Below are 25,333 nucleotides of genomic sequence, written 5' to 3' on the forward strand. Positions count from 1 at the left end.
TACTTTATTATGGCTCAACATCTACAGGATACAACTACATTACACAACGGTGTAAATATGCCTTGGCTAGGGCTTGGCGTATTTAAAGTGGAAGAAGGCGCAGAACTGATACAAGCGATCAAATCGGCTATTAGACACGGTTACCGCAGCATTGACACTGCCGCAATTTATGAGAATGAAACAGGCGTGGGACAAGCCATCCAAGAGGCTCTGCAAGAGAACAGCTTGTCCAGAGAAGAGCTTTTCGTAACCTCAAAGGTCTGGACCGCAGATATGGGCTACGAAGAAACCATTGCCGCCTACGAGGCTAGCTTAGCAAAACTCGGACTTGAATACCTGGATTTGTACCTTATTCACTGGCCTGTAAAAGGAAAATATAAAGAGTCTTGGAGAGCGCTTGAAACGTTGTATAAAGAGGGCCGGGTAAAAGCCATTGGGGTCAGCAACTTCCAGATTCACCATCTTGAAGATGTACTGAAGGATGCTGAGATTAAGCCGATGGTCAATCAAGTTGAATTACATCCCTATTTGAATCAGCAAGAGCTGCTCGACTTCTGCAAAGAGCTAGGAATCCAATTAGAAGCTTGGTCTCCGTTAATGCAAGGTCAATTGTTCGATCAGCCTGTACTGAAACAAATTGCCGTCAAACATGACAAATCCGTCGCTCAGGTTATTGTCCGTTGGGACCTGCAACGGGGGATTATCACCATTCCTAAGTCTACTAAAGAACACCGGATCGTCGAAAATGTAGACGTGTTTGATTTCAAATTATCTGACGAGGATATGACTCTAATTAACTCTCTCAACCAAGATCAGCGGGTAGGTCCAGACCCAGATCATTTTGATTTCTAAGGGATTACGCACCTTGCACTAACACTATAAGCACCGGCAACACGAGAAACGAAGCAAGCGTCGTCCACAAAATACATTTGGATACCAGCTCCGGTGAGGCATTAAAACGCTCGGCTAGCACGACGGCGTTGACGGCAACTGGCATAGAAGCCAAAATCAGCAGCACAGAGAACAAGGTTCCGGTAATTTGCAGGATCGATAATCCGAGGTAAGCCACTAGCGGCGCTAAGATTAATCGAATCGAAAGCCCAGTCCAAAAAGTAGACTGACCCTTGCGTGCGGATGGCATGTTTCTCACTTTAACCATCTGTGCGCCAAGGATCGCCAGTACCACCGGTGAATATCCTCCAGCTACCAAGGCAACCCCTGTAGCCACCTCTGCAGGCAAATGCAGGCCAAAGATACGGAGAAGAAGGGCCAACAGAGCTGCGTAAATGGCAGGAAGTGAAAAGACCGATTTCACTGCATTTTTTACCGAGAACTGAGATCTTGCTGCAAAATAAACGCCTATCGTATTCACGATAATCATCTGTCCGATCACATATACAGAGGCCTTATCGAGACCAAGCTGTCCGAAAGCTAGCAACACCAGCGGAAGTCCATAATTCACGCTATTCGTAAACGTTGAAATCAAGGTCAGACCGGATACTTCGGATGGATCTAGCTTCAATAATTTGCCGACTATATTCGCAATCGCCCATAAGAAGATTAGATTTAGAAGCGAAAAGGCGAGCGTCTTATAAATATCATCCATGGATATCTCTGCAGTAGCCAATGTATTTAAAATAATTGCCGGCGTTAAAAAGTATAGATAAAGTGTCAATAACGGCTTCGTATCCAGATTCTTGAACCTCCCAAGTAGGGCACCCACGATCACAGGAATGGACAAAGGCACGATGACTTGGTATAACGTCGATAACACACTTTGGATCATGAATAGAACTCCTCTGCTGTAGGTTACTTCAAACTATAAGCGTAACAGCGCAGAACGTCTAAGATATGAAATCAATATATCTCATAGCCAAAACCTATCATACCAGCAAAAAAGCTCCCAACCCTTACAAAGGGTTGGGAGCTTTTCGGTATATTGTTACATCATTTTGATCTCAAGCAACTCATATTTAATGATGCCCATCGGTGCATTTACACTAACAATATCGCCGACCTTTTTACCCAGCAATTCCTTGCCTAGCGGGCTTTCATAGGAAATCTTGTTATTAAGAACATCTGCCTCAGCAGCTCCAACAATTCTATATTCGATCTTCTCCGAATATTCGATGTCATTCAGAATAACAATACAACCCATACTAACCTTTGACAGATCCATTTGGCTCTCATCCACGATCTTGGCTTTGGTCAACATTTTCTCCAGAATCATAATACGAGTCTCCATGAACGATTGATCGTCCTTGGCCGAATGGTACTCACTATTTTCCTTCAAGTCTCCATAGCTGATCGCCAATTTAAGCCGTGCGGCCAATTCCTTACGCCCTGCGCCTTTCAATTCCTTCAGCTCTTCCTCTAATTGAGCCAACCCTTCTTTGGTCAAGAACACTTCTTCATTAGACATGTATACAACTCCTATTTTGGATGCTTTATAATATTTTAACCGATATATCCCAAACTTGCGAAAGATCTTACAAGAAGAAACAACATTGTCGTCCTTAAAGGACGACAACCATTTCTCGTAGAAATATAAAGATACTTTAAAGTACAAAACATATAAATGCTTATATTTTAAAAAAATCCCTGCCACAATGGAACATTGGGCAAGGAGGTCAATGCTGCTTAATTATTCTGGCAAATGCTCTTTACAAAAAAGGAGTAACGCTTCTTCCTCGTCCTCTTCCATATCGAAATCGAGCAGTTGACCTGAAGTTGTCTCCTGTAGATCATAACTTACGATGCTGACTTGATCTTCATCCACCTTAATAATCGCTCTAGCGGATACTCCGTTCTCTACATACAGCTCATCATCCTCTGGAACGTCCAGTTGAACGACAAATTCATACCGTTTACCGGTTAGTATACCGAAAGGATCTTTTACATTCTCCACATTGTAGCCCGTAAATGTCAACATAACTCAATCAACCTCTTTTCCTAATACCTGCCACGTCATTGTATCACAAAAAGTAACATATTGTTGTCGAGGTAGTCCGTCAAGCCATGGCTTTGGATTTCTTGATTTGTTTGCTTCGCAGCTGTCCGCAGGCAGCATCAATATCCACACCATGCTCCAGACGAGTGCTTACGCTGACACCCTGCTTCTTCAAGGTATCAAAAAAGGCCCGCACCGTCTCCCGCTCGCTTCTTTGATATTGGCTGTGTTCATCCACCGGGTTATAAGGAATCAAATTCACATTGACGAGTGGGCGTCGATCGCCAATCAGCTCGGCCAGTTCAAGCGCATGCTCTCTGCCGTCGTTTACATCCTTCATCAGAATGTATTCCAGCGTAATTCTCCGCTTGGTTTTCTCCAAATAATAATCTATAGACTCCATTAGCTTCTCTATTGGAATGGCCTTGTTAATCTTCATGATCTGCGTCCGCAGTTCATTATTAGGGGCATGCAAAGAAACCGCCAGGTTCACCTGCGTATTCGCATCCGCAAATTCAACGATTTTGTTAGCCAATCCGCTCGTTGATACGGTAATCCCTCTACCTGCAATTGCTAGTCCCTTGTGATCTTTGACAATCGCCAGGAAATCGAGCAGGTTCTTGAAGTTATCGAATGGCTCGCCAATGCCCATCACTACGACGTGACTGACCTTTTGATCCAGGTTCGCCGCATCCAGATGCTGCTGGACCTTCATAATCTGCTCCACAATCTCTCCGCTGGAGAGATCCCGGCTCTTCGCCAATAGCCCACTTGCACAGAAGCTGCAGCCGATATTGCAGCCCACTTGCGTGGTTACACATACAGACAAGCCGTATTTCTGTCTCATAAGCACGGTCTCGATCAGGTTGCCATCCTTTAGGCGGAACAGGAACTTAATCGTCCCATCCGCAGATTCCTGCTTCACATGTTCTTCCAAGGTATGAATGACAAAATTCTGCTCTAATAATTCTACACAATCTTTATTTACATCGAGCATTTCCGAAAAGTCTGTAATCCGCTTCCGATAAAGCCAATCCCAGACCTGCGTAGCCCGAAACTTTTTATGTCCACGTTCTAACAGCCATGCCGCCAGTTGATCAAAAGTTAATCCATAAATGGATTCTATATTCATTCGTTATCCTCTTTTCAAAACGTTAAAGTTCAGACCATCACTACTCATTGTCTCAAATTTTTTTTATTAAAACAAGGGGAGTTATTGGGTTGTGTCGAAGTTTACACCATTAAAGTCTGTTCTATGAACATGTATCTAAGGAGCGATGGAATCATATGGGTTCAACAAGAATAAAAGCAATCAGCCTCACCCTTCTAGCTGCCGTTCTAATCCTTGGCGGTTTTTTAGTGTATATTACTCTCACTGACTATAAACCACAGGAGATTACTACACTTACTGTAAACAATAATCCGCAGCAAGTAATGAAGCAGGGAGAGTCCTTTTCTGTAACTACCTTTAATATTGGCTACGCCGGGTTGGATAAAGGCCAAGATTTCTTTATGGATGGCGGAACAAAGTCACGCTCAAGCAGTAGGGAACAAACGAAGATAAACCTTGAGGCCGTAGCGTCCCTTATGACAGTTACAGACTCGGACCTGTTCATGCTGCAGGAGGTCGACATCGATTCTTCCCGTAGCAACGGTATAGATGAAGTCTCTTACTTGTCGAATAAATTTGCTGATTACAGCAATGTTTTCGCGACCAACTACAAGGTACCTTGGGTACCGCTTCCTGTTCTTGATCCGATGGGCTCGGTGAACAGCGGTTTATTAACTTTATCCCGTTTTAACAGCACAAGTAATATTAGATATGATCTCCCGGGCAAAGAAACCTGGCCTCGCCAGCAATTTGATCTCGACCGTGCTTTTGTGGAGAGCAGATTCCCCGTTGATAATGGAAAAGAACTGATTCTAGTCAATCTTCATTTATCAGCCTTTGACCAAGGCGGAACGATTCGCAAACAGCAATTGGAGTATTTATCGGCTTATATCAAGAAGGAGAATGACAAAGGGAATTACCTCATCTTAGGGGGAGATTGGAACCATTCCCTTCCGGGTACAGCTCCTGATGCTTTCGAGACAACGCAGGATTGGCCGCAATGGCTGCAGGAATTCCCTGAACATTTTCAACAGGGCTTTCAGTGGGCTGTAGATGCCAAGGTACCCTCCGTCCGGACGCTCGATGTTGCCTATTCAGAAGGTGTGAATTTCCGCGCAGTGATTGATGGCTTCCTAGTCTCACCAAACGTCAGCATAAGCGGCGTACAGGGTCATGAGTTATCCTTCGAACACAGTGATCACAACCCTGTAACAGCCACTTTTATTCTGCAATAACATGGATTCTCTGATTCTATTTAAAAACAACAAATTTTAGGTTTTTCTCTTGGAAATACTTAATGATAGCGGGCAAAGCTTCTACAGTAATCTTCTTTTCGTGAAATAGATAGACTCCGCCGGACGGATCGGCATGATGAACATATTGAAGAATATCCTCTGGGTTCTTGACGTTCCAATCCTCGGGATCACGATTCCACAATAATACCTTCATCTGCTGTTCCGTCACCTTGGCGGTTAACTTGTCATTGATCGCCCCATATGGCGGCCGAAAAATAGTAATCGGTGATTGTGTAATTTCCTCCAGCGCCTGATTAGTCTTCGCCAAGTTATTCCGGTTCTCCTCAACGCCATTAGCAGTCATTTTGCTATGATCCCACGAATGACTCCCAACCGACATCTTATGCTCATTAGCATACCTAACGGCTTCCGCATTATGAGCTACCTTATTCCCAATGAATAAAAAGGTGGCAGCCACCTTATGTTCTACTAGAATATCTACGATCTCTTTCGTATACTTTGACGGTCCATCATCAAATGACAAGGCAACATAACCCTTCGGCAAACTATACAAAAATTCATTCTCGGGTAATTCATACTTTTCGTACGGTAATGTCTGTTCTTGAGGAGGGACTGAAGGTTCTGGTGTAGGCTCAGCTTGCTGGTTATGAACCGATATCGTCTGCGCTAGGGTAACGAACGGTACCGAAAGTAATGGCTCAGAGTCGGCCCCTAATACGGGTTCCTCCAGCGCTTCAGCACTATCTACGAGTTGTCCATCCATTCGCAGAGGTAACACAAATATCAAACAAGCGAACATGAGACACAGCAGTGCAACCAGTCCAATTCGTTTGGTCTTCTTTCTGCTTATCCTATGCCCTGGTTCTGTAGAGGGAAGCATGGTCTGAACTACCCTCTCCTCTTCTACTTGAGGATAGTCCTGCTGCTTTAATTGAAGAAGTTGGGTTACATAATTTTCAGAACAGGCAAAATACAATGTTTCGCTGTAAGCTCTGTTCATTATAATCAGCGTGCTGTAGTAACTATTCCGAAACGGATCCCACTTCGGATACAGCGACAATCTCATTCTCCCTCCGGAAAAGGGACCTAGCGCCTTCAATTGTTCGTATGTAAATTCATCTATGGTGAGCTTGCTTCTTGCGTACCCAACATTACGGGTTAGACCTACCTCAATCTGATAACCGGCCTGTTCATGCTCAAGCGACAGTAACTCAATCATTAGAATGGTGTCCGGTTCCTTAGATGCCATGAATCCTATGTATCTCCGTTTCCATCGTTTCGATCCGTCAGACTACTGCCACTCCCAAAAGGAACCGTCATCCGATTGGTGAAATCGCTGATCATACCCGAGAGATACGCCTTTTCTTGGCGAATCGTATCGTACTTTTGTTTTAGATGTGCATTCTCAATCTCAACCCGTCCGATTTTCTCTTCCAGATCATTCATCTTTTTGAGTTTCTCTGCATGGGCTTCGTTATGTTTTTGAATCAGATTTACATATTTTTGCTGCTCCAGCTCAATGGTACTCTTCAATTCCTCAATCTCAGCTGTGAGCGTAGTTTGAAGCTCCCGGTAATCCTCCAGCACTTGATCGACCTTCAAATTTCTCTCAATCAACTTATGCTCAAGCTCGCGGACATTCTTTTCTCTTTCCTCAATAACCTTATTGAGGTTCTTCATATCCCGGTTTAAGCGCTCCACATGACTGCTGGAATGGGTTAACCGATCCTGAAGCTCATTAATATTGGTCTCCGCATGTTGTCTGGCCTGAATAATCTGCTCCACGGAGAAGATCAAATCGAGTGATTTTTTATCAAGCTGAGCTTTGCCTGTAGTAACCAATCCAGCTAAAGTCTCGTCCGAGGTCTTTTCTTCTATTTCTTCGACCTGTTCATCTAATAATTGTACCTTTTGAACCATATCCGACTTGGATTGCTTATCCACTGAATCTTTCTTTTTAAAAAAGGGGGAAATCATCGATTTTATCACCTCAATTATAAAAAAATGTCAAAAAATGTCGAGTGCCCACGAGTCTATTATAGTTTACTTATCTTGTATGTAAGTGAGCCTTTATATCTAACTTTCTGAAATGCACCTAAAGACCTATTCTCTTCTGCAAAATAAAAAAAGCACCCCTTCGGGTGCTTTGATTTCAATTGAATTTATCGGGAAATTGTTTGATCAATCCCTCGGTTAAGATATCTGCGAACATGATCATATGTTCCAGCCCTTTATCAAATGCGGCAATTTCGGCATCCCAATCCTTTTTAACTCTAGCTGTCACGTCATCAGTAATCAATTCCAGATGTTCATGAAGCATTTCCTTTAATTGTTCATAAGAATATTTGGGGTTCTGGCTACTAAGAAACTTGGCAATGTCATCAGCGTTGGCATACCACTCTTTATTGTATTTTTCCACATCGGCCTGATTTCCAGCCTTTACAGCACCTAGAACTTTTCCGGCAATAAGAATATGCTCCCGCAATAATTGAGCCAGCTTATCTCCAACTGCCTCACCGTAATACGGTTTAAAGACATCCCCTATGTCCTGCTGATTCTGTAACAGCCTTGCCAGTACCTTATCCTTGTCCTCAGAATCTGCAAAGGCGCTAACAATGTAGTTCTTTGTCCATACCACATGATCGATCCATAACTTCCTAAGATTATCCTTAAGCTCAATTACGGAGGGGGTTAAGCATTGCTTGTGGGAGCTCTTTTTCTCTTTAGCTGCTGCAGCATCGGCAATTGTAGGTGTAACACTTACAACCAGAAACATACACAATAAGGTTAGCTTCAACATCAAATACTTATTTTTCAATATGACCTATCTCCTTGTGAACAGTGATGGATTTGAATATCTTGTATATTGTGCACCTTTACTTCCATTTCATTCGCAACTATTCTCAGAACACAAAAAAGCACCATCACGTGGACGGTGCCTGGGTCTTACTTTTATCTAAACATCACTTTATCTACGTTGTATTTAGATTTCAGTTCATTAATGATATAGGTTTCATAGATCTCTCTATGAACTGGACTTTCGATCAAACACACATCAATTCTGGTGACCTCGTCCCGATGTTGCTTGATGTCAGATACGGTGTCTTCAAAATGTTTTTTAATTCTTGGTCTTAGCTTTCTCGCTTTACCTACAAACAACAACTCATCCTGATCATTGTAGAACATAAAGATACCGCCGTAATCTCTCGGAATCAGGTGAAAGTCCGTAAATCCGTAAATATTGCTTAACTGCGGGTTAATTTGTTTAGTAATACTAACATCCGCTTTTGGAATCGTTATGTTGATCATTAGCTCACGTCCTCTTTCTATATAGGAGTAAATAGTATCATAAATCGCTAAGTAAGACCATTCAATCTGGCGCAGTCAAATAAATACAATAAAAGCAAGTTCGATTGATCTAATGGAAATATTACTAAAAAATATAGCATTATTCAAAACCTTCCTGCCCAAGGGTTGCGGTCTTAGACAGGAGAGGATTATAAATAAAATAGAGGCGTTTGCATCATGATATATAGATATTTGTCATCTAGGAGGATTTGATTCATGGCAGTAACAGACCGGCAAAAAATAGTAGATAGCGTCCCGCAAAAGGGTTTCTTCGGACATCCTAAGGGACTTTTCACCCTTTTCTTCACAGAATTTTGGGAGCGTTTCTCTTATTATGGCATGCGAGCTATCCTTGTCTACTACATGTATTATGAAGTGAGCCAAGGCGGTCTCGGATTACCTGAAGATATGGCACTTTCTATTATGTCTATCTATGGATCGCTTGTATATATGTCAGGGATCATCGGAGGCTGGCTTGCGGATCGGCTTCTCGGGACTTCGAGGGCTGTTTTCTACGGCGGCGTTTTAATCATGTTCGGGCATATACTACTGGCTATTCCAGGCAATACCACATTGTTTTTTGCTTCGATGGTTTTAATCGTACTCGGAACGGGTCTACTGAAACCCAATGTTTCAAGTATTGTCGGCGAAATTTATAGCGAGCAGGATAACCGCCGTGACGCTGCCTTCAGCATTTTTTATATGGGTATTAACCTGGGAGGATTTCTCTCCCCACTAATTGTTGGCGCAGTAGGCATGAATAATTTCCATCTAGGTTTCTCGATTGCCGCAGTCGGAATGTTTGTTGGACTAGTCGTTTATATTATGACTCGCACAAAAAATCTGGGTTTGGCGGGTACGATTGTACACAACCCTATTCCTGCAGATCAGAAGAAAAAGATCTTTACTTGGATTGGTGTAGGATTAGTTGTACTTGCGATTTTGATTACGATCGGCATTCTTACCGGAGTGCTTACCTTTGAAACATTAATAAAAATAGTAGGGGTATTAGGCTTACTTATTCCTACGATGTATTTCATTATGATGTACCGCAGTCCCAAAACAACAGCCGTTGAACGGTCAAGAATTCTCGCATACATTCCTTTATTTATCGCATCGATTATGTTCTGGGCGATTCAAGAGCAGACTTCCACAGTTCTAGCTAGTTTTGCTGATAAACGGACCCAATTGGATTTTGCAGGCTTACACATTTCTCCTGCTTGGTTCCAATCGCTTAACCCGCTGTTTATTATCACTCTTGCACCTATATTTGCCTGGTTGTGGTTAAAGCTCGGTAACCGTCAACCCTCGATTCCGCAAAAGTTCTCGCTTGGTTTATTGTTTGCCGGTTTATCCTTCCTGGTGATTCTAGTACCTGCTTATTTCGGTGGAGCTAATTCACTTGTGAATCCATTATGGCTGGTACTCAGCTATTTTATCATCGTAATCGGGGAGTTATGCTTGTCCCCTGTGGGCTTATCAGCAACGACCAAACTGGCACCGGCGGCTTTTACCGCTCAAATGATGAGTATGTGGTTCTTATCGAATGCCGCTGCTCAAGCAATTAATGCTCAAATTGTGAAGTTCTATACCCCGGATACCGAAATGATGTACTTTGGAGTAATTGGTGGAGTGGCCCTTATCCTTGCGCTTATCCTCTTCCTATTCTCTTCCAAAATTCAGAATTTTATGAAAGGGATACATTAAAGACACCCAAAGGCTGCCCGAGATCTTCTCGGCAGCCTTTTTTGGTTTCCTATAGTTATCCAACCTCTACACCAGAAACATGGCGACAATCGTCGTGACTACCAGCCCAATCAATACAGGCTTAACATTCCGTCTTGCCAGCTCAAAGGGGCTTACTCCGCAAATAGCAGCCGCCGGAATCAATGCCCACGGAATCAGCGTGCCTCCACCCACCCAAATGGCAGCTACCTGACCCAGCGCAGTTAAAGTCGCCGCATCGGAATGTGTGGCCACCGCAAACAATTTCCCAATAGACCCGGCAAGTGAAATGCCCGAGAACCCTGAACCATCTAGGCCTGTAATGGCTCCGGTTATAGTTGCGGTCACAGCACCCACTGCACCGTTCAGAGGAACGTTATGAGCTAGAGCGACCCCTAGATCATTTACAATCCCCTGAGATGCGGCGGGCAGCACTTTGCCGAATAATTCAGCAAACGCCGAATCCCCCAGATAGAAAAAAGCGGCAATCGGTATCACAGGACCAAATACTTTGAAGCCAAACGTAAGTCCATCAATCAGATAAGTAGTTACTTGCTCCAATCCTTTATTACGATGTGCCAACAAGGTTACTACAACCAGAATGAACACCGCAGTACCACCAACTAAGGCAGTTGCGTCTCCACCCTGCAAATCGAGCAGAAACATGCCTGCTACATCGGCTAAAAACAGGATGGGAATGGCGATGGCCAGCCATTGTTTCAATGCTGGATGAATCACCGCTGGATCTTCTGCCGTATCATTCTCTGCAGATAACGCACTCACGGCACTTTTCCCGGCAATAAGCCCGTCTCGCCAAGTTCCCTTCTTCTGATCTCTGCGCATCATCCAATACGCCGTTACCGTAGTCACCACGCCCATAACAATTACAAGCGGAACACTCGCCTCCATGACACTGGTCACCGGAAGTCCGGCCGCATCTGCTGTTAGTTTAGGTGCACCTTGAATAATGTAATCACCTGAGAGCGCAATCCCGTGGCCAAATAAATTCATTGCCATCGCCGCTCCAAGAGCCGGCAGTCCCACTCGAATGGCAACCGGCAGCAGCACAACCCCGATCAAGGCCACTGCGGGTGAAGGCCAGAAGAACCATGAGGTGACCATCATAATCAGACCGATCCCCCAAAAGGCTATGAACGGTGTGCGCAAAAAGCGGGTAAGTGGAGCAACCATGATTTCGTTAATCCCCGTGCGTGTTAATACCCGGCTCATGGCTACTATGATCGAAATAATCATGATCGTACCCATTAGCTCCTTGGTTGCATATACAAAAGAGTTGAATACACCTGTGACCGAACCACTGACAGTTTCTGTGGCTAACCACCCAAGTACAAAGATGCCCGCAATACAGATCATCGTTGTGTCCCGTCTCTTGATCAGAAGTGCCATTATAAATACGATAAATGCCAGATATACATAATGGAGCGCTGTTAACTGGATGCCCATCTCTGCACCACACCCTTCTCCTACTATCCGAGTGCTATATGGTATGCAGGGGTGTAGGCTAATGTTCAGTAGAATGGGCCTAAAACAGCAAAAGAAGCCGTCCCGCGCGTAGAGAAAATCTACGTATGGGACGGCTTCTTAATGTTTCTTAATTAGAGATTATTATTTAGCTACAACTCCGCCATCAACCGGCAGCTCAACACCTGTAATGTAAGAAGCTTCATCAGAAGCCAAGAACAATACAGCTTCAGCTACTTCAGAAGCACGTCCAACACGTGGCAGCGCAGTCTGAGACATAAAGAAGCTATGCATTTTTTCGTTATTTACAAATTCAGCACTCATTGGGGTTTCGATAAATCCTGGGTGAACAGAGTTCACACGAATGTTATCTTTACCAAAGTCTACAGCTGCTGCTTTACTTAGCATACGAACTGCACCTTTAGAAGCTGTATAAGCACCAGCACCGCTGCTGCCAGTCAAACCTGCGATGGATGAAATATTAACGATGGAACCACCTTTATTATTCTTCATTTGAGGAACAACATGCTTCATGCCAAGGAATACGCTGCTCACGTTGATGTTCATTACTTTGTTCCATTGATCAACAGTGGATTCGAGCAATTGAACCGGGAATGAGATCCCTGCATTGTTTACCAAAATGTCGATTTTCCCGAACTTGCTAATCACATCTTCTACAACCTTGATCCAGTCTTCTTCGGAAGCCACATTATGTGCATAAGCTGCTGCTTGACCACCATTTGCTTCAATTTCCTTCACAACTGCTTGTACGGCAGCCTCGTTAATATCAGTGGCTACAACTGTAGCACCTTCTTTGGACAATAAAAGGGCTTCTTCACGGCCCATGCCGCTGCCTGCACCTGTAATAATTGCTACTTTATTAGTTAGACGATTCATAATTAGGTCTCCTCTATAATCGTATTGTGATATAATATTTGAGTGATGATAGTCACACTATCACTGTGATATACATCATATCATTTTTACAAAAGAACTACAACCACTCCTTGCTTAATCCAATAAACGGTGGATATAATACTAATAATTGAAAATCCCAATCAAAAAATGGAAGGGTCTAGCCCTCATGAATCCTAAAACACGATACGAAAAAGAAAGATCCGATGGTAAGCAGCAACGATTAATTACGATCCTCGAATCCGCAGAACGAGTATTATCACAAAAAGGAATCGAAAAGTCGACGATGCAAGATGTCGCAAGCGAAGCCAATATCGGGATTGCGACGTTATTTCGCTATTTTCCCAGAAAAGAAAAACTCGTAGTGGCTGTAGCCACCCGAATGCTGGAGCCTATGCTCGATCATTTTAAATACGTAGCTGACTTGCCCCTTACTTGTCTTGAACAAATCGAGAAATTATTTGATTTCTTTATTCAGGATCAAAATCATCTAAGTATTATTTTTATGGTCAATTTCGAAAGCTACGCCTCACACTCAAGTGAACCTGTTGAGGATGTTCTGAGCTTCAATGCACTCAACCGCAAAATTTGGCATGAATACTCCAGGATCATTCAAAATGGGGTAGAAGACGGCTCTATTCGTGCGGGTCTCCCCGTAAAAGAAACCTTAATTACGCTCATGAATAGCTTTGCCCTCTTTTCCAGAAAACTAACGATGAAAAAAAACATTCTCCTGCTGGAATCGGATCTAGACTCCGACGATCAGCTTGAGCTGCTTAAACAAATTTTTCTGGATCATTTAAAAGCCTAAAAAGCGCCAGTTTCCTTAGAAGGGGAACTAGGCGCTTTTTCTATAGTCAAAACAAAAAGAGACATTTCCGAGGAAAATGCCTCTATCCAGATTCAAGTTGCGACCTATATACTGCCTTCGTTAGCTAGTGAAACGGGCAGGTTGCGACGGGTGATTGTTGATAAAGAAAACGAGGGCTGAAATCATATTCTTTTAACGTACGATCATGCCAAATCGGTGTAGACGAAGGTGACATAGGCGGAATCAGCCAGGACCAGCGCCCTGAGACTTGGCGCCCCTGCTCGTTCTCCTGTTGCTGGAATCGAACAAATTGATCTGCTGCTGTATGGTGATCCACGATGCTGACACCTGCTTGCTTGAAGGAATGCAGCACTGCGCGATTCAGCTCAAGAAGCGCCCGATCCTTCCAAAGCGTTGTGTTGCTGGAGCGATCCAGTCCCATCACATCAGCTATAGCCGGCAAAGTGTTGTATCGTCCAGTATCCCCCAAGTTACGCGAGCCGATTTCAGTCTCCATGTACCAACCGTTAAAAGGAGCAGCCGTGTACAGAATACCGCCAATTTCCAACTGCATGTCCGTGATAATGGGTACAGAATACCAACGGAGCTGAAGCTCAGCAAAACGTTCAATTTCAGGATGTGTTAACGGTACCTCCTGAATGAGGTGATCAGGAATAGGGAAAACGTAAGGATGCCCGTTGCCAATACTGATCACTAACGGCAACACATCATAATCGCCACCTGTTCCTTGCCAACCTAGTTGCTGGCACATTTTTGTGAATTCATCCGATGCCGGATCGCCAGCGCGTCCGTGTTCTTCATCGCCAGGATACCCGGCATAACGAATCAATTGGTGGTTCCAGATCCGAATCCGCTGATTCGGATCTTCTCCGCTGCGGAAGACCGTGATGAGTGAACGAATACGTCCTCCGTTGTTCGCCTTTTCCAGATGTCGCAGCAACGCTTCAGCAACTTGTTCCTCAGTCTCTACTTGGCGTTCATCGATTAGCTCAATGGATTGCCAAAAAAGACGCCCAATGCAGCGGCTATTGTGGCGCCAGGCCATTCTTGCACCATGCGCTAATTCTTCCGTTGTATGTGTGTAACTGCCTGATTGGTTAATTTCCTCATGTACGGCTAGGATGCGATGATCCGTCTCGGCTTCAGACTTATCTAGTTCAGCGTAACATTGTCGAATGAAAGCTTCCGCCTGCCGGGTTAATTCTTCGATGTGCTTGCCATTCATATCCCTTATCCCCCATCTAAACCCTTGCTTAAACTCCAATCCAGTATAACATCCCTCTTCCTATGCCACATCTTTCAGGGAAAAGCGCATAAGAACAACCCGTGAAGCTTGGAGCTTCACAGGTTGTGGCAGGAACATTTAGCGCTCTGAACGTTTCCCTTGCTTATTCAATGAGGCAAGTCTGCTCTTATCCTCGGTCAACAGTTCTTCAGCCAACTCCACACCTTGAGGACCTAGCCAGTCCTGAGCTTGCTGAATCGCCTGCTCAGTATGTGCCAGGCGGTTCTCAGCCTGTGCCAAAGTCTGTTCTGTTGGATGACTAAGTGCCTGAGAGACAGAGAAATGAAGCTTGCCCAAAGAATTTTTGGCTTGAGTTACATTGTCATTCGCTTGCAGACTGGAATCGGGTTGTTTCATAAATGAAATACGCTCCCTTCTGAAATGCGCCTGTTCTCTTCTAGCATGGTTTGGGTGAAGTCATCTTATGCATTCACTATCTACTGGATAATGGATTGCATAAAGGACGTCATTTCATTACTCGCTTTATTCAGGCGCTCAATGACACCGCTGAATTCAGTGACCAATTCTGCTTGTGAGTGTGAAGAAGCAGAGATCGCTTCAATTTCTTGCTCCATTTGCTTAATGGACTTTTGAACATCACTCAGTGATTTTTCAATATTATGGGTTGCTTCTTTAGTGTTAACGGACAGTTTGCGTACTTCCGTAGCAACCACCCCAAAACCTGCCCCTTGCTCCCCTACACGCGCGGCTTCGATTGCCGCATTCAGCCCAAGCAGGTTCGTCTGCTCAGAAATCTCACGAATGAAGCCGGCAACCTTATTCACTTCTTGTGATTCTGTTACGGCTCTACGCGTATTATCTAATATTTGCTGCGAGGTTGCTGATAATTCCTGAGATTGGGCAGCTACGCTCTGCACCATCTCCATTAGATGACTGCTTATCTCATTAATCTCATCTGTGAATCCTTCAAGCTTATTCTCGTTCTCTAGTGTATAGGCAATGGCAAAAACCCCGATTACATCATCATCCGTTCCGTAGATAGGTACACATGTTGAGATTACAGGAGCTCCATAAATTTCTGCTGGGATTCGGTTAGAGCTTGCTATACCTTTCAGTCCATTTGAAAGCGACAGATCTTCAGGAGGGATAGGGTTACCCTTAACCAATCCGAGATCAATAACTTTACTTGGTGCGTAATAATGGAAGATCTCCCTGTCCGTGATTCCAATCATAATATCCTGCGAGTGAATCTTTTTGAAATAAGGTGCTGCGAGGACTAAGGCATCGATAATACTCATCTCTTCATCTCCCATATAAAAAAAATGTATATGTAGTTTTATCGTCACAATGGGTTATTAAATGAATATTGTCATAGTAGAGTAACAATCCCCACGTATGATTTGTTTATGAATACTATTAGCAGACGACAATTTCTACAGAAAAGCGCTCAAGTAACTCTAGGCCTTCTTGGAACAGCTGGTGCATCCGGTATCTATTCACATTGGATCGAACCCTACTGGCTGGAAATCAAATACGTAGATATTACACTCCCTAGACTTTCTCCAGCCTTCGATAAATTTCGTATCGTTCATTTTAGCGATTTACATCAGGGGGTATATTCCAAGCCGCAAGCTTTAACGGAGCTAGCGCAGCAAATTCAACAGGTAAAGCCAGATCTGATCTGCTTCACCGGCGATTTATTAGATCATTCAGCCGATTATATTTCAGAAGCCGTAGCCTTGTGCTCTCAGTTGCGGGCTCCTTTTGGACAATTTGCAGTATTAGGCAATCATGATGCTTTTGGGACCAGAAAGGTTGTAACGAAAGGGCTAACACAATCGGGCTTCCACGTGCTCCATAATGAACATATCGTCTTAACCCAAGGTACGGACAAGCTCTATATTGCCGGAATAGATGATCCTTGGGTCGGAAAAGCAGACATCGCCCAAGCGCTGCTTCATATCCCGGAAGAGGCTTGCACAATTCTCCTTGCCCATGAACCTGATTTCGCCGATGACTTTTGCAAGCTGCCTATAGATCTGCAATTGTCTGGTCATAGTCACGGAGGCCAAGTGCGGTTTCCAATTGTCGGAGCTTTATATACCCCGCCTCACGGAAATAAATATTCAAGTGGATTATATCAACTGCCCAACAGCCAACTTCAGGTCTATACCACTCGCGGGATAGGAGTAACTCGTATGCCTGTTCGCTTTAATTGTCGCCCCGAACTCACCGTAATTACTTTACATTCTTAATGCTAGTGTCTTAATCGTACAAAATGGTTAAAAAGTATATACCTTTTGCATATCTATGCAACAACACTGTAACCGCCTTTGTAATCAAATCTATTTGGGACCTAGGTATAATTGTAGGAGTGATAGAGGAAAAAATATCATATTGCAACTACATAAGCCCATCCTTGGGAAGGAGAGATTAAGTTATGAATAAAAGTATGAAATGGACCTCAGCCATCTTGGCTGCTGGAGTATTGCTTGGAGGGTCGGGACTAGTAGGAGGAACCTCAGTTCAAGCCGCAGCTACCGGAGGAAATACGGTAAAACAAGCCGCACAGCAACCCTCTGTAGTGCTTAAATATAAAGGCCAGACCTTATCGCAGCAAGCGAAAATAGTAAACGGTAACACCATGATCCCTTTAACTGTACTACGGGATGCTTTTGGCCTCTCCATTAACTATAATGCAAGCACCAAAACTTATAGTGTAGGCAGCGATTCCATGAAGCTGGACATGGAGGTCTCAGATTACGGTGTTAGTACAACCCTGAATGGCTATTACATTTATAGCATGACCGGCAGTCATGATGTGAAGGTCATCAACGACCGGATTTATGTTCCGTTCAAACTCTTGTCTGACTATTTAGGAGTGCAAGGCGTTTATAATCCTTCATTGAAATCACTTGATCTAAGTAAAAAAGTAATGAATGACATCAAAATCACCTCTGAAACCTTAGATAAGAGCAATAAAAATGCTAGTATCAAAGTGCAATATCCCAAAATCAGTGGCTTAACGGATGAAGTGCAGACTAAGATTAATGCGATCTTCAAAAAGCAAGCTGAACAATTCGTCGCAGAGAGTGAAGAACAGGCTAGCCGTAGAGATGGTACTATAGAGAATAAATATGACTTCTCTCAAACTTTTGTTGTCTCCTTTAACCGTGAAGGGGTTCTGAGCATCGTGACTGATCAATATGGCTATACTGGTGGAGCTCATGGTGGAGCCCTTCGTGAAGGATTTACCTTCTCGCTGAAAGACGGCAAACCAATTGAACTTAAGGACCTGCTGAAAGCAGAGCCAAACTACAAACAAAAATTAGATAAAATGTTGAAGGAAAGCACCAAGGAGCTAGCTTTTCCAGATACACCTGGCGGACTAACAGAAAAACCAAACTTCTACGTTTCCGAGAGTGGCCTTGCAATCTTCTACCAACAGTACGAAATTGCCCCTTATGCGGCTGGAATTCCTACGTACACCTTTAATTTCAGTTCAATATTACCAAAGGGAACTAACCCATTCGCTGCCTTCAAATAAACTTCTATTGTAAAAAAGAGCGTCACAGTCATTAGGACTGGGACGCTCTTTTGGTTTTACAGCTTAGGCTTCCAAACTTCCAGCCGGGCCGAAGAATTCATAATGAATTCTGTCTTCAGCCACCTTCCATTCCTTAAGAGCCTTATATATCGCCTTCATAAAAGGAGTCGGTCCGCAGAAATAGAATTCAGAGTTTACGTCTGTTACTTCTTGCAACCAAGCTAGATCAATATAACCTGTTTTATGGAACGTATCTCCTTTACTTGGAGTTTCATAACATACATAGGATCGTAGGGTAGGATGGGACTGCTCCAAATCCGCCACCATTTCTTTCATAGCATGCAAGCTTCTATTGATGGCTGCATGAATGTACGTTACCTCTCGTTCTGGCTGCGTAGCAATTAATGTCTCCAGCATACTTACCATAGGGGTTAGTCCAACCCCACCACTGATAAGAACCACTGGACGATCACTATCTTTATTTAATACGAAATCACCTGCTGGCGAGCTTACTTCCAATATAGCTCCCACTTGTACGACATCATGAAGGAAAGTAGATACGACTCCAGCCGGTTTATCTGGCCCTTCACCTTCCCGTTTAACTGTGATGCGGTAATACGTCTGTCCCGGCGCACTGGACAAACTATAGTGGCGAACATGGGTGTATTCCTCTCCCTCAGGCTGAACACGAACCGTGATGTATTGACCCGGCAAATAAGAAGCTATAGCCCCTCCATCCTCAGGAGAAAGGTAGAAGGAAGTAATAAGTTCACTTTCTTTAACCTTCTTAGTAACCACAAAGTTTCTAAATCCACTCCAACCCCCGGGAATTTCGGCAGCTTCACGATACTTCTCTGCTTCGACACCAATAAAGGCATCTGCGATCACGCCATACGCCTTTGCCCAAGCATCAATAATTTCCGGCGTCGCCGCATCGCCAAGTACTTGCCCAATAGCAGCTAACAAAGTCTCACCTACGATGGGATAATGTTCAGGTAATACGCCCAATGCCCGATGTTTCTCCGCAATCTGTTTTACCACAGGCAAAATATTTCCCAGCTGATCAATATTCATTGCCGCCGCGAGTACGGCGTTAGCAAGTGCAGTCTGCTGTTTACCTTCCCGTTGGTTGGCATGATTAAATATATTTAGTAACTCCGGATGATTTTCAAATAACATGCCATAGAAAGTAGTTGTGATGGTCTTCCCATGAACCTGCAATACGGGCACCGTTGATTTTATGATTTCAATGGTTTGTTGATCTAACATCTAAATACCCTCTTTCCTGCAATAAATTAATTCCTCTATAAAAAGCATATAGAAGCTGCACATGCCGGAGTGTGCGTTCAATCACACGGGAAATTGAAAAAATGTGAACGATTAAACAATTGCAATGATATTCATCACAATAATGCGCCCGAAATCAAAAAAAACTATCCAAGAGCCATAATAGCTTCCGGGATAGCTTTTTATCTTATTATTTTGACAACTCCACAAAACCTTCTCCGAATACATCTCTTACATCGTGGATGGTAATAAACGCCTCTTTATCAATGGATTTGACGATTTTCTTAAGCATAGTCACTTCCTGCTTGCTAATCACAATATACAGCAGCTCTTTAGGTGTCTTGGTATAGTACCCACGGCCATATATTACTGTGACGCCTCTATCCATAATTCCATTAACCTGTTCAGCAATTTTGTCCTGCTCTTGGGATACAATCGTAACAGCCTTCTTAGGGTTCACTCCCTCAATAATAAAGTCCATTATCTTAGTGGCTACATAGAGCATCACGATCGTAAACATCAGACTTTGTACTCCAATGATGAAATACGAAGCGAACACCACAATTAAATCGACGAGCAGTAGCGCGTAACTAACATTCCAGTCCAAATATTTATGTAGGATTCTGGCGATGATGGTTGACCCTGCAGTCGTTCCACCCACTCGTATAATTAGCCCGATACCCACACCTGAGAAGATACCCCCGAATATTGCATTAATTATCAACTCATCGCTGCCAATATTCCAATTTTTCGTAAGAATCAGGAATAACGAATTGAAAAACACCGCAATAATCGTGTATACCGTCGTAGTTTTGTCTAGAAATTTGTACCCCACAATTAATAATAAAGCGTTAAGAATCAAACTAACAATACCGGGTGACCACTGATACAAATAGTAAGTAATCATAGTCAGTCCCGTGACCCCGCCTTCACCGAACTCGTTCGGAATCACAAACAAATTAACGGCCAAGGAGAATAACAAAGCTCCTACAATGATGGAAACAATATCCGAAATACGCTTTTTCATACCATGCCCCTTCTACCCTAGATCTATATCCACAAATACTAACACCGCTTTGATATAGATGCAATCCATCCGAAAGAAGTCAACAGTCTATAGATACAGTAACCAGCCACCCCGCCGCCAGTGTTCAAAATAAGATCATCCACATCAAAGGTGCCGATATACAATACTAATTGTGTGAATTCAAAACAGAAGCTCAGCGCCAGCGAGAGGAAGAAGACTCTTCGAAACAGCCTTACTTTTTGCGATAACAGCATGGGCACCAAGATCCCAAACGGAATAAAGGCCAACAAATTCCCTACTAAATTAATCGATGAAAAAGGATCTGAAAGCGACAGATCGTCCATCCCCCGGGAGATCTCCTTAAAAGGGATATAGTTGCCTCGCCGATTAAAAATCCGGTCTGGATGTTCAAACATACGTCCCGCTTGCTCCCAAAGCGATAATAAGTTCACCGGTGCACCTTTAAATAAAATAATTCGGATTAAAAAATACATATAGACGATAAATATCGCTGCCAGCAAAAGGTTTATAGCAGACTTTTTTTCGGCTCTTTAGTCATTAATATGTAGTAACAATTATGCCATCCATGTTATCGCCTGACGTCATATATTGCCCTTCCTGTGGAATTTTGATCGTAGTGTATTTGGATACCGGAAAATAACTTACTGTATAAGCTTTGCCGTCTACTGTTGTTGAAATCTCTTTGTTCTCTTTCAAGAAATCCAAATATTGTTCTAGCACAAGCCCCTTCTCATGAATAATGGCGCTGTGCGGCAACCCTACATAACGGAAATGCCAGGGTTCATATTTTATCCCCGTAATCTCGGTTTTGTCTTTCGGATAGCGAAGAATAAAGCCGTATTTCCAGGCATTTTTTTGCAGCCATTTCCCTTCAGGCGCTTTACTCATTTCTGATTGGGACGACCCGATATCCAGAGATAATCCTAAATTATGTTCACTATATTGCGCCGGTAAAGCATAGTCCGAACCTTTTTCCTGATATAATTTCTCTTGCTCTTCAAAGTCCCTGTACCCGCTGCTAATTAAAAAATGATTCACACCCTCTTTTTCGGCAGCTTTGACCATCTTATTGAATTTATGCGCTACACTTTCAGACAAACGAATCGAGGTATCCAGCAGCCCATAACCCTGCACCAGATCCGCCTGCTCATATAAGGTCACGATATCAGATTTCACACTATCCTCATGTACCGGGTATTGTTTGTTCACCAGCAACAAATCCCCTTGATACACTTGATCTTGTGTTACTACCTCTAAACTATTGTTATTTCTAATAGATTCTTTGCGAATCTTATCATCGTATCCTAAATTACCCGTATTCGGTAAATAACGAGCCGCTGCATACCCAAGCAACAACACAACCAACGCCAAAAAGCCCCACTTCTTCATCAGCAATGTCCTCCCATTTCCTTGATAGGAATAGAATAACGAAGACACTTTAAAGAAAAAGCAGGACAAATATAAAGTTTTTCTTAAAATAAATAAATCTCACGGGCTTTACCCATTAAAAGTATATCCAACGCCCCAGATCGTCTTAATGAATTTATTCTTATTGATGTCTTCACCGAGCTTTTTGCGCAAGGTACGGATATGCACCATGACCGTGTTCCCACTCTCATAATAAGCATCGCCCCATACCTGTTGAAAAATGTTTTCCGCACTAAACACCTGCTTAGGATGGCTGACCAATAAGTGCAAAATATCAAACTCTTTTGGAGTTAGCTCAATAACCTCACCATAAAGAGTAACCGTATGCTCATCCGGTGAAATCATCAATCCCCGAACCTCTAGCACCGATTTAGGTATGGCAGCGGGCTGACTGAATTGTATGGAGCGCCGCAACTGGGAATTGACCCGGGCGACCAGCTCCATTGGATTAAATGGTTTGGTCATATAATCATCTGCGCCCATAACCAGTCCGGTGATTTTATCAAGATCGGAAGTTTTAGCACTCAGAAAAATAATCGGCAGATGATGATGCTCCCGAATATGGCGGGTGACCTCGTAACCATCCAGCCCCGGCATCATGATATCCAGAATCGCCAAATCTATCGTTTGCGACTCAATGGCTTGTACCGCTGCCCTTCCATCGGACACTTTGAGGATATGATACCCCTCTTTTTGCAAATGCAAGGCCACCAAGTCGGCAATTTCCGCCTCATCATCCGCAATTAAAATGGTGATGCGCTTCATCTATTTTTCACTCCTATAGGTTGTGCTGTACACTCTTCATCCATTATACCCTAAACTCAAAAACCACTCCTAGAAAGAAGTGGTTTCGGATTAAATCTATGATTTATATAGTCTATTTCCTTTTATTATAGCTGTCTAACAATAGCTCTAATGAAATCCCATTTACTGTGAAGCCTGAAAGATTGCAGTCTCTTATATCCACATTCGAAAGATCACAATCTACAAAGGATGTCCCGTTCAGCTGGCATCGCTCAAACTTATTGCCTTTACCGTACAAATGAATATCGTGGAAATAAGCCTCCCCTAGTTCACTATTACTAACCTCTATTTCCCACAGCCCCACTTCATTAAACTTAACAGAATGCATATTGATGTCATTAAAGGTAGTACTGCTCATATTAATATTATCGAATCCGGTCCCCTCCATATTTACATTGGAGAAGTTTGTTTTATGCATATCAATATCATCAAACTCACTTTGGCCCATAGCCACACGACGAAAATTCGTTTCAGTCATTCTTTCATCCTGAAAGACTCTCTTCTTAAATTCGTCCTGTAATTTGTTTTCACTAAGATTATTATTCACTGTACTCAACATCTCCCTTTTTAAGATCGCTCTTGATCTGCGGAGTCTACTCTCAACAGCTTCGCTGGATAAATCAAGGAAATCGGCGATTTCCCTAACCTTGTAATTGTCGATATAGTAGAGAATTGTGACTATACGGTTAGCTTCTGATAGGGTGTTTAAGGCTTTCCACACATCTTGCTGGAGTTCTTTTCTGAGCAGCTGATCTTCGGTAGATTCTGGCTGCGGAACCTCCATTTTTTGCATGAATTCGTAAGCAGTTTTCTTTTTATTTGACCTAAACCAATCCATGCATTCCCGTGCAGTAACCGCATATAACCAACTGGCGAGTTTCTCAGGCTCCTTTAAGTTAGGTAATTTGCGATAGGTTTTAACAAAAACCTCTTGGGCAATGTCTTGTGCGGTATGAAAATCACCCAATTTACCATAAGCAACCCCGTATACTGCATTGGAATATTTGCCGATAAGTACACTGAATGCATCCATGTCACCTTTACACACCTTATCTACCAGTTCTGCGTCCGTACAAGTCACTATTTTCCTCCTTAACATCAAGCTCATAACATAGACGGAAAAGAGACTCAAAAACCGTCTTTATGCCTGCAAATAATTTTTAATGGAGAGGGGATTTCAACTTTTCTTCACCGTGATAATTATAGCCTAATTATTACCTAGCTAAAACAATCTGCGAGCCGTGACCAAACGTTTCTTCCACTTGTCACTTAAGGCTTCATAATGAACGCCAAGCTCCTTGGAGTACGTATGTAGGATCTGATTATTTCCCGCGTAAATCGCCACATGCCCAATATCGAGTCCTCGTGCACTGAAGAATAACAGGTCCCCTTTGCGCAGCTCGTTAATTCCAACCTCTTTGCCCTCTTTGGCCTGATTGTAAGAGACACGTGGCAGGTCAATTGCCAACACATCCTTAAATACATGTCCTACAAAAGAAGAACAGTCAAAGGTAGATGTCTGGTCAGTAGCAGCACCAAATTCATAAGGTGTTCCCAGATATTTTTCTCCGTAAGCAAGCAGCTCGCTTCCCTGCCGCTCTACAAGAGCCGTACTAGTATAATTGCTATATTTGGGTTTAGCAGATATATAGCCACTCTTGTTATCTTGTGTTCGCACTTCTAACCATAAAGCATCTACTTCTCTAAACACATGTACCTTATCTCCTGCTGACAACATTTGCTGCACTGTTGATTGGGCTGACGAGTCTGGCAAACTTCGCAGGTTAACCCCATATAGAATTGTCGTATCGTAATCCACTGCCGAGTAGATACGAACGGCACGAGTAGTGGTATCCCACTTCACAGTGCTGCCCAAAGCTTCGCTGACAAAACGCAGTGGCATCATCGTATAACCGCCGGCAATCTGGCCGGGAACCGTTACACTTAAGGACTGGCCATTTTTATTCGCTGCCTGATCACCAATACGATAGGTCAGCACCAGGTCTCCCTTGGTTGCCTTAACGGTCTTGGTATCATTATTCCAAGTAATCTTTGCCCCCTGAGCTTCAAATAACTTGCGCATAGGGACTAGTACTGTATCGTTTACTAACAAGGGCTGAGCCCCCAATTGTAGCTGTTGATCATCCAGATAGACGGCTGTAACCGGAGTCTGAGGCGTTGTCGCCGCATAGGCCGGAGCAGTATAGAGCATAGATGTAAGTAGTAAAAGTAACATAGCTTTCTTTTGAAATTTCATGATGTCATCACCTCGTTGATTGATATGTACACCTATTGTTACTAAAAAAAGGGTGATTAGTTTTGTTACAAATTTTGGGGTAAGCATCTACCTACGG

General features: G+C 43.3%; 26 protein-coding genes. 6 read left to right on the top strand and 20 right to left on the bottom strand.

What is annotated here, in order from left to right; all coding sequences use genetic code 11:
- Positions 1–9 precede the first annotated feature (9 nt).
- Positions 10–852: an aldo/keto reductase gene (locus NSQ91_RS30925; RefSeq protein WP_076303546.1), complete on the top strand. Its 843-nt coding sequence runs from the start codon at positions 10–12 to the stop codon at positions 850–852.
- A gap of 4 nt (positions 853–856) precedes the next feature.
- Here NSQ91_RS30925 and NSQ91_RS30930 read toward each other — a convergent pair whose 3' ends face one another.
- The 4 genes from NSQ91_RS30930 to rlmN form a co-directional block, all read right to left on the bottom strand.
- Positions 857–1,786 (bottom strand): AEC family transporter, encoded by a 930-nt coding sequence (locus tag NSQ91_RS30930; protein WP_076181882.1) that lies wholly within the window; start codon positions 1,784–1,786, stop codon positions 857–859.
- Between the two features lie 156 nt (positions 1,787–1,942).
- Positions 1,943–2,422, bottom strand: a complete 480-nt coding sequence (gene greA / locus NSQ91_RS30935; protein WP_036682220.1) for a transcription elongation factor GreA — start codon at positions 2,420–2,422, stop codon at positions 1,943–1,945.
- A 222-nt stretch (positions 2,423–2,644) separates the two neighbouring features.
- Positions 2,645–2,932 carry a DUF6509 family protein gene (locus NSQ91_RS30940; RefSeq protein ID WP_036682221.1) on the bottom strand — a complete coding sequence of 96 codons (288 nt, stop codon included), beginning with the start codon at positions 2,930–2,932 and terminating at the stop codon, positions 2,645–2,647.
- Positions 2,933–3,011: 79 nt separating this feature from the next.
- The gene (rlmN, locus tag NSQ91_RS30945; RefSeq protein ID WP_036682223.1) at positions 3,012–4,082 is read right to left on the bottom strand and encodes a 23S rRNA (adenine(2503)-C(2))-methyltransferase RlmN; all 1,071 of its coding nucleotides are present in this window, start codon (positions 4,080–4,082) and stop codon (positions 3,012–3,014) included.
- A gap of 155 nt (positions 4,083–4,237) precedes the next feature.
- On the opposite strand from rlmN, the gene NSQ91_RS30950 reads away from it, so the two are divergent.
- On the top strand, positions 4,238–5,296 hold the full coding sequence (locus tag NSQ91_RS30950) for an endonuclease/exonuclease/phosphatase family protein (protein ID WP_076191625.1): 1,059 nt from the start codon (positions 4,238–4,240) through the stop codon (positions 5,294–5,296).
- Between the two features lie 16 nt (positions 5,297–5,312).
- Here NSQ91_RS30950 and NSQ91_RS30955 read toward each other — a convergent pair whose 3' ends face one another.
- From NSQ91_RS30955 to NSQ91_RS30970, 4 genes are all read right to left on the bottom strand, one after another.
- Positions 5,313–6,566: a polysaccharide deacetylase family protein gene (locus tag NSQ91_RS30955; protein WP_076124117.1), complete on the bottom strand. Its 1,254-nt coding sequence runs from the start codon at positions 6,564–6,566 to the stop codon at positions 5,313–5,315.
- Between the two features lie 5 nt (positions 6,567–6,571).
- Complete coding sequence (locus NSQ91_RS30960) at positions 6,572–7,294, bottom strand: hypothetical protein (RefSeq protein WP_076124118.1); 723 nt, start codon at positions 7,292–7,294, stop codon at positions 6,572–6,574.
- A gap of 175 nt (positions 7,295–7,469) precedes the next feature.
- Positions 7,470–8,135, bottom strand: a complete 666-nt coding sequence (locus tag NSQ91_RS30965; RefSeq protein ID WP_175617270.1) for a glycosyltransferase — start codon at positions 8,133–8,135, stop codon at positions 7,470–7,472.
- A gap of 134 nt (positions 8,136–8,269) precedes the next feature.
- On the bottom strand, positions 8,270–8,626 hold the full coding sequence (locus NSQ91_RS30970; RefSeq protein ID WP_036682230.1) for a nucleotide excision repair endonuclease: 357 nt from the start codon (positions 8,624–8,626) through the stop codon (positions 8,270–8,272).
- A gap of 255 nt (positions 8,627–8,881) precedes the next feature.
- On the opposite strand from NSQ91_RS30970, the gene NSQ91_RS30975 reads away from it, so the two are divergent.
- The gene (locus NSQ91_RS30975; RefSeq protein ID WP_076124120.1) at positions 8,882–10,372 is read left to right on the top strand and encodes a peptide MFS transporter; all 1,491 of its coding nucleotides are present in this window, start codon (positions 8,882–8,884) and stop codon (positions 10,370–10,372) included.
- A gap of 66 nt (positions 10,373–10,438) precedes the next feature.
- On the opposite strand, the gene NSQ91_RS30980 is transcribed toward NSQ91_RS30975, so the two are convergent.
- Positions 10,439–11,854 (bottom strand): hypothetical protein, encoded by a 1,416-nt coding sequence (locus NSQ91_RS30980; protein WP_076124122.1) that lies wholly within the window; start codon positions 11,852–11,854, stop codon positions 10,439–10,441.
- Positions 11,855–12,016: 162 nt separating this feature from the next.
- Positions 12,017–12,769 carry an SDR family NAD(P)-dependent oxidoreductase gene (locus NSQ91_RS30985; RefSeq protein WP_038573803.1) on the bottom strand — a complete coding sequence of 251 codons (753 nt, stop codon included), beginning with the start codon at positions 12,767–12,769 and terminating at the stop codon, positions 12,017–12,019.
- 187 nt (positions 12,770–12,956) lie between these two features.
- Here NSQ91_RS30985 and NSQ91_RS30990 point away from each other — a divergent pair, with 187 nt between their 5' ends.
- A complete protein-coding gene (locus tag NSQ91_RS30990; RefSeq protein WP_076105092.1) occupies positions 12,957–13,598 on the top strand; it encodes a TetR/AcrR family transcriptional regulator in 642 nt (213 codons plus the stop codon).
- Between the two features lie 124 nt (positions 13,599–13,722).
- Here the strand turns inward: NSQ91_RS30990 and NSQ91_RS30995 are convergent, their stop codons facing one another.
- The 3 genes from NSQ91_RS30995 to NSQ91_RS31005 form a co-directional block, all read right to left on the bottom strand.
- Positions 13,723–14,844: a nitric oxide synthase oxygenase gene (locus NSQ91_RS30995; RefSeq protein WP_076301502.1), complete on the bottom strand. Its 1,122-nt coding sequence runs from the start codon at positions 14,842–14,844 to the stop codon at positions 13,723–13,725.
- A 138-nt stretch (positions 14,845–14,982) separates the two neighbouring features.
- A complete protein-coding gene (locus NSQ91_RS31000) occupies positions 14,983–15,261 on the bottom strand; it encodes a hypothetical protein (RefSeq protein WP_038573810.1) in 279 nt (92 codons plus the stop codon).
- An 80-nt stretch (positions 15,262–15,341) separates the two neighbouring features.
- On the bottom strand, positions 15,342–16,163 hold the full coding sequence (locus NSQ91_RS31005; RefSeq protein ID WP_036682244.1) for a methyl-accepting chemotaxis protein: 822 nt from the start codon (positions 16,161–16,163) through the stop codon (positions 15,342–15,344).
- A gap of 108 nt (positions 16,164–16,271) precedes the next feature.
- Here NSQ91_RS31005 and NSQ91_RS31010 point away from each other — a divergent pair, with 108 nt between their 5' ends.
- A complete protein-coding gene (locus NSQ91_RS31010) occupies positions 16,272–17,120 on the top strand; it encodes a metallophosphoesterase (protein ID WP_076124127.1) in 849 nt (282 codons plus the stop codon).
- A 185-nt stretch (positions 17,121–17,305) separates the two neighbouring features.
- Complete coding sequence (locus NSQ91_RS31015; RefSeq protein WP_076124129.1) at positions 17,306–18,412, top strand: PdaC/SigV domain-containing protein; 1,107 nt, start codon at positions 17,306–17,308, stop codon at positions 18,410–18,412.
- Positions 18,413–18,475: 63 nt separating this feature from the next.
- Here NSQ91_RS31015 and hmpA read toward each other — a convergent pair whose 3' ends face one another.
- The 7 genes from hmpA to NSQ91_RS31050 all read right to left on the bottom strand — a co-directional run bounded on the left by hmpA (position 18,476) and on the right by NSQ91_RS31050 (position 25,236).
- Positions 18,476–19,681, bottom strand: coding sequence for an NO-inducible flavohemoprotein (gene hmpA / locus NSQ91_RS31020; RefSeq protein WP_076303544.1), 1,206 nt, complete (start codon positions 19,679–19,681; stop codon positions 18,476–18,478).
- A 208-nt stretch (positions 19,682–19,889) separates the two neighbouring features.
- Complete coding sequence (locus NSQ91_RS31025; RefSeq protein ID WP_036682251.1) at positions 19,890–20,726, bottom strand: YitT family protein; 837 nt, start codon at positions 20,724–20,726, stop codon at positions 19,890–19,892.
- A gap of 38 nt (positions 20,727–20,764) precedes the next feature.
- Positions 20,765–21,220 (bottom strand): VanZ family protein, encoded by a 456-nt coding sequence (locus tag NSQ91_RS31030; protein WP_076303636.1) that lies wholly within the window; start codon positions 21,218–21,220, stop codon positions 20,765–20,767.
- 64 nt (positions 21,221–21,284) lie between these two features.
- The gene (locus NSQ91_RS31035) at positions 21,285–22,136 is read right to left on the bottom strand and encodes a M15 family metallopeptidase (protein ID WP_076124134.1); all 852 of its coding nucleotides are present in this window, start codon (positions 22,134–22,136) and stop codon (positions 21,285–21,287) included.
- A gap of 108 nt (positions 22,137–22,244) precedes the next feature.
- Positions 22,245–22,940 carry a response regulator transcription factor gene (locus NSQ91_RS31040; protein ID WP_076124136.1) on the bottom strand — a complete coding sequence of 232 codons (696 nt, stop codon included), beginning with the start codon at positions 22,938–22,940 and terminating at the stop codon, positions 22,245–22,247.
- 112 nt (positions 22,941–23,052) lie between these two features.
- Positions 23,053–24,060 (bottom strand): sigma-70 family RNA polymerase sigma factor, encoded by a 1,008-nt coding sequence (locus NSQ91_RS31045; protein WP_076303543.1) that lies wholly within the window; start codon positions 24,058–24,060, stop codon positions 23,053–23,055.
- A 141-nt stretch (positions 24,061–24,201) separates the two neighbouring features.
- Entirely contained in the window at positions 24,202–25,236 is a 1,035-nt protein-coding gene (locus NSQ91_RS31050; RefSeq protein WP_076124139.1) for a C40 family peptidase, read from the bottom strand.
- Positions 25,237–25,333: the final 97 nt, after the last annotated feature.

The organism is Paenibacillus sp. FSL R7-0048, assembly GCF_038004505.1.
Lineage (GTDB): Bacteria > Bacillota > Bacilli > Paenibacillales > Paenibacillaceae > Paenibacillus_AQ > Paenibacillus_AQ odorifer.

Coding starts and splice junctions, on each gene's coding strand:
- NSQ91_RS30990 (WP_076105092.1), top strand. CDS start 12,957: ATGAATCCTAAAACACGATACGAAAAAGAAAGATCCGATGGTAAGCAG.
- NSQ91_RS30970 (WP_036682230.1), bottom strand. CDS start 8,626: ATGATCAACATAACGATTCCAAAAGCGGATGTTAGTATTACTAAACAA.
- NSQ91_RS31030 (WP_076303636.1), bottom strand. CDS start 21,220: ATGTATTTTTTAATCCGAATTATTTTATTTAAAGGTGCACCGGTGAAC.
- NSQ91_RS30960 (WP_076124118.1), bottom strand. CDS start 7,294: ATGATTTCCCCCTTTTTTAAAAAGAAAGATTCAGTGGATAAGCAATCC.
- NSQ91_RS31000 (WP_038573810.1), bottom strand. CDS start 15,261: ATGAAACAACCCGATTCCAGTCTGCAAGCGAATGACAATGTAACTCAA.
- NSQ91_RS30925 (WP_076303546.1), top strand. CDS start 10: ATGGCTCAACATCTACAGGATACAACTACATTACACAACGGTGTAAAT.
- NSQ91_RS31010 (WP_076124127.1), top strand. CDS start 16,272: ATGAATACTATTAGCAGACGACAATTTCTACAGAAAAGCGCTCAAGTA.
- NSQ91_RS31035 (WP_076124134.1), bottom strand. CDS start 22,136: ATGAAGAAGTGGGGCTTTTTGGCGTTGGTTGTGTTGTTGCTTGGGTAT.
- NSQ91_RS30995 (WP_076301502.1), bottom strand. CDS start 14,844: ATGAATGGCAAGCACATCGAAGAATTAACCCGGCAGGCGGAAGCTTTC.
- NSQ91_RS31040 (WP_076124136.1), bottom strand. CDS start 22,940: ATGAAGCGCATCACCATTTTAATTGCGGATGATGAGGCGGAAATTGCC.
- NSQ91_RS31050 (WP_076124139.1), bottom strand. CDS start 25,236: ATGAAATTTCAAAAGAAAGCTATGTTACTTTTACTACTTACATCTATG.
- NSQ91_RS30930 (WP_076181882.1), bottom strand. CDS start 1,786: ATGATCCAAAGTGTGTTATCGACGTTATACCAAGTCATCGTGCCTTTG.
- NSQ91_RS31005 (WP_036682244.1), bottom strand. CDS start 16,163: ATGAGTATTATCGATGCCTTAGTCCTCGCAGCACCTTATTTCAAAAAG.
- NSQ91_RS30950 (WP_076191625.1), top strand. CDS start 4,238: ATGGGTTCAACAAGAATAAAAGCAATCAGCCTCACCCTTCTAGCTGCC.
- rlmN (WP_036682223.1), bottom strand. CDS start 4,082: ATGAATATAGAATCCATTTATGGATTAACTTTTGATCAACTGGCGGCA.
- NSQ91_RS30980 (WP_076124122.1), bottom strand. CDS start 11,854: ATGGGCATCCAGTTAACAGCGCTCCATTATGTATATCTGGCATTTATC.
- greA (WP_036682220.1), bottom strand. CDS start 2,422: ATGTCTAATGAAGAAGTGTTCTTGACCAAAGAAGGGTTGGCTCAATTA.
- NSQ91_RS31015 (WP_076124129.1), top strand. CDS start 17,306: ATGAATAAAAGTATGAAATGGACCTCAGCCATCTTGGCTGCTGGAGTA.
- NSQ91_RS30955 (WP_076124117.1), bottom strand. CDS start 6,566: ATGGCATCTAAGGAACCGGACACCATTCTAATGATTGAGTTACTGTCG.
- NSQ91_RS31025 (WP_036682251.1), bottom strand. CDS start 20,726: ATGAAAAAGCGTATTTCGGATATTGTTTCCATCATTGTAGGAGCTTTG.
- NSQ91_RS30940 (WP_036682221.1), bottom strand. CDS start 2,932: ATGTTGACATTTACGGGCTACAATGTGGAGAATGTAAAAGATCCTTTC.
- NSQ91_RS30985 (WP_038573803.1), bottom strand. CDS start 12,769: ATGAATCGTCTAACTAATAAAGTAGCAATTATTACAGGTGCAGGCAGC.
- hmpA (WP_076303544.1), bottom strand. CDS start 19,681: ATGTTAGATCAACAAACCATTGAAATCATAAAATCAACGGTGCCCGTA.
- NSQ91_RS30975 (WP_076124120.1), top strand. CDS start 8,882: ATGGCAGTAACAGACCGGCAAAAAATAGTAGATAGCGTCCCGCAAAAG.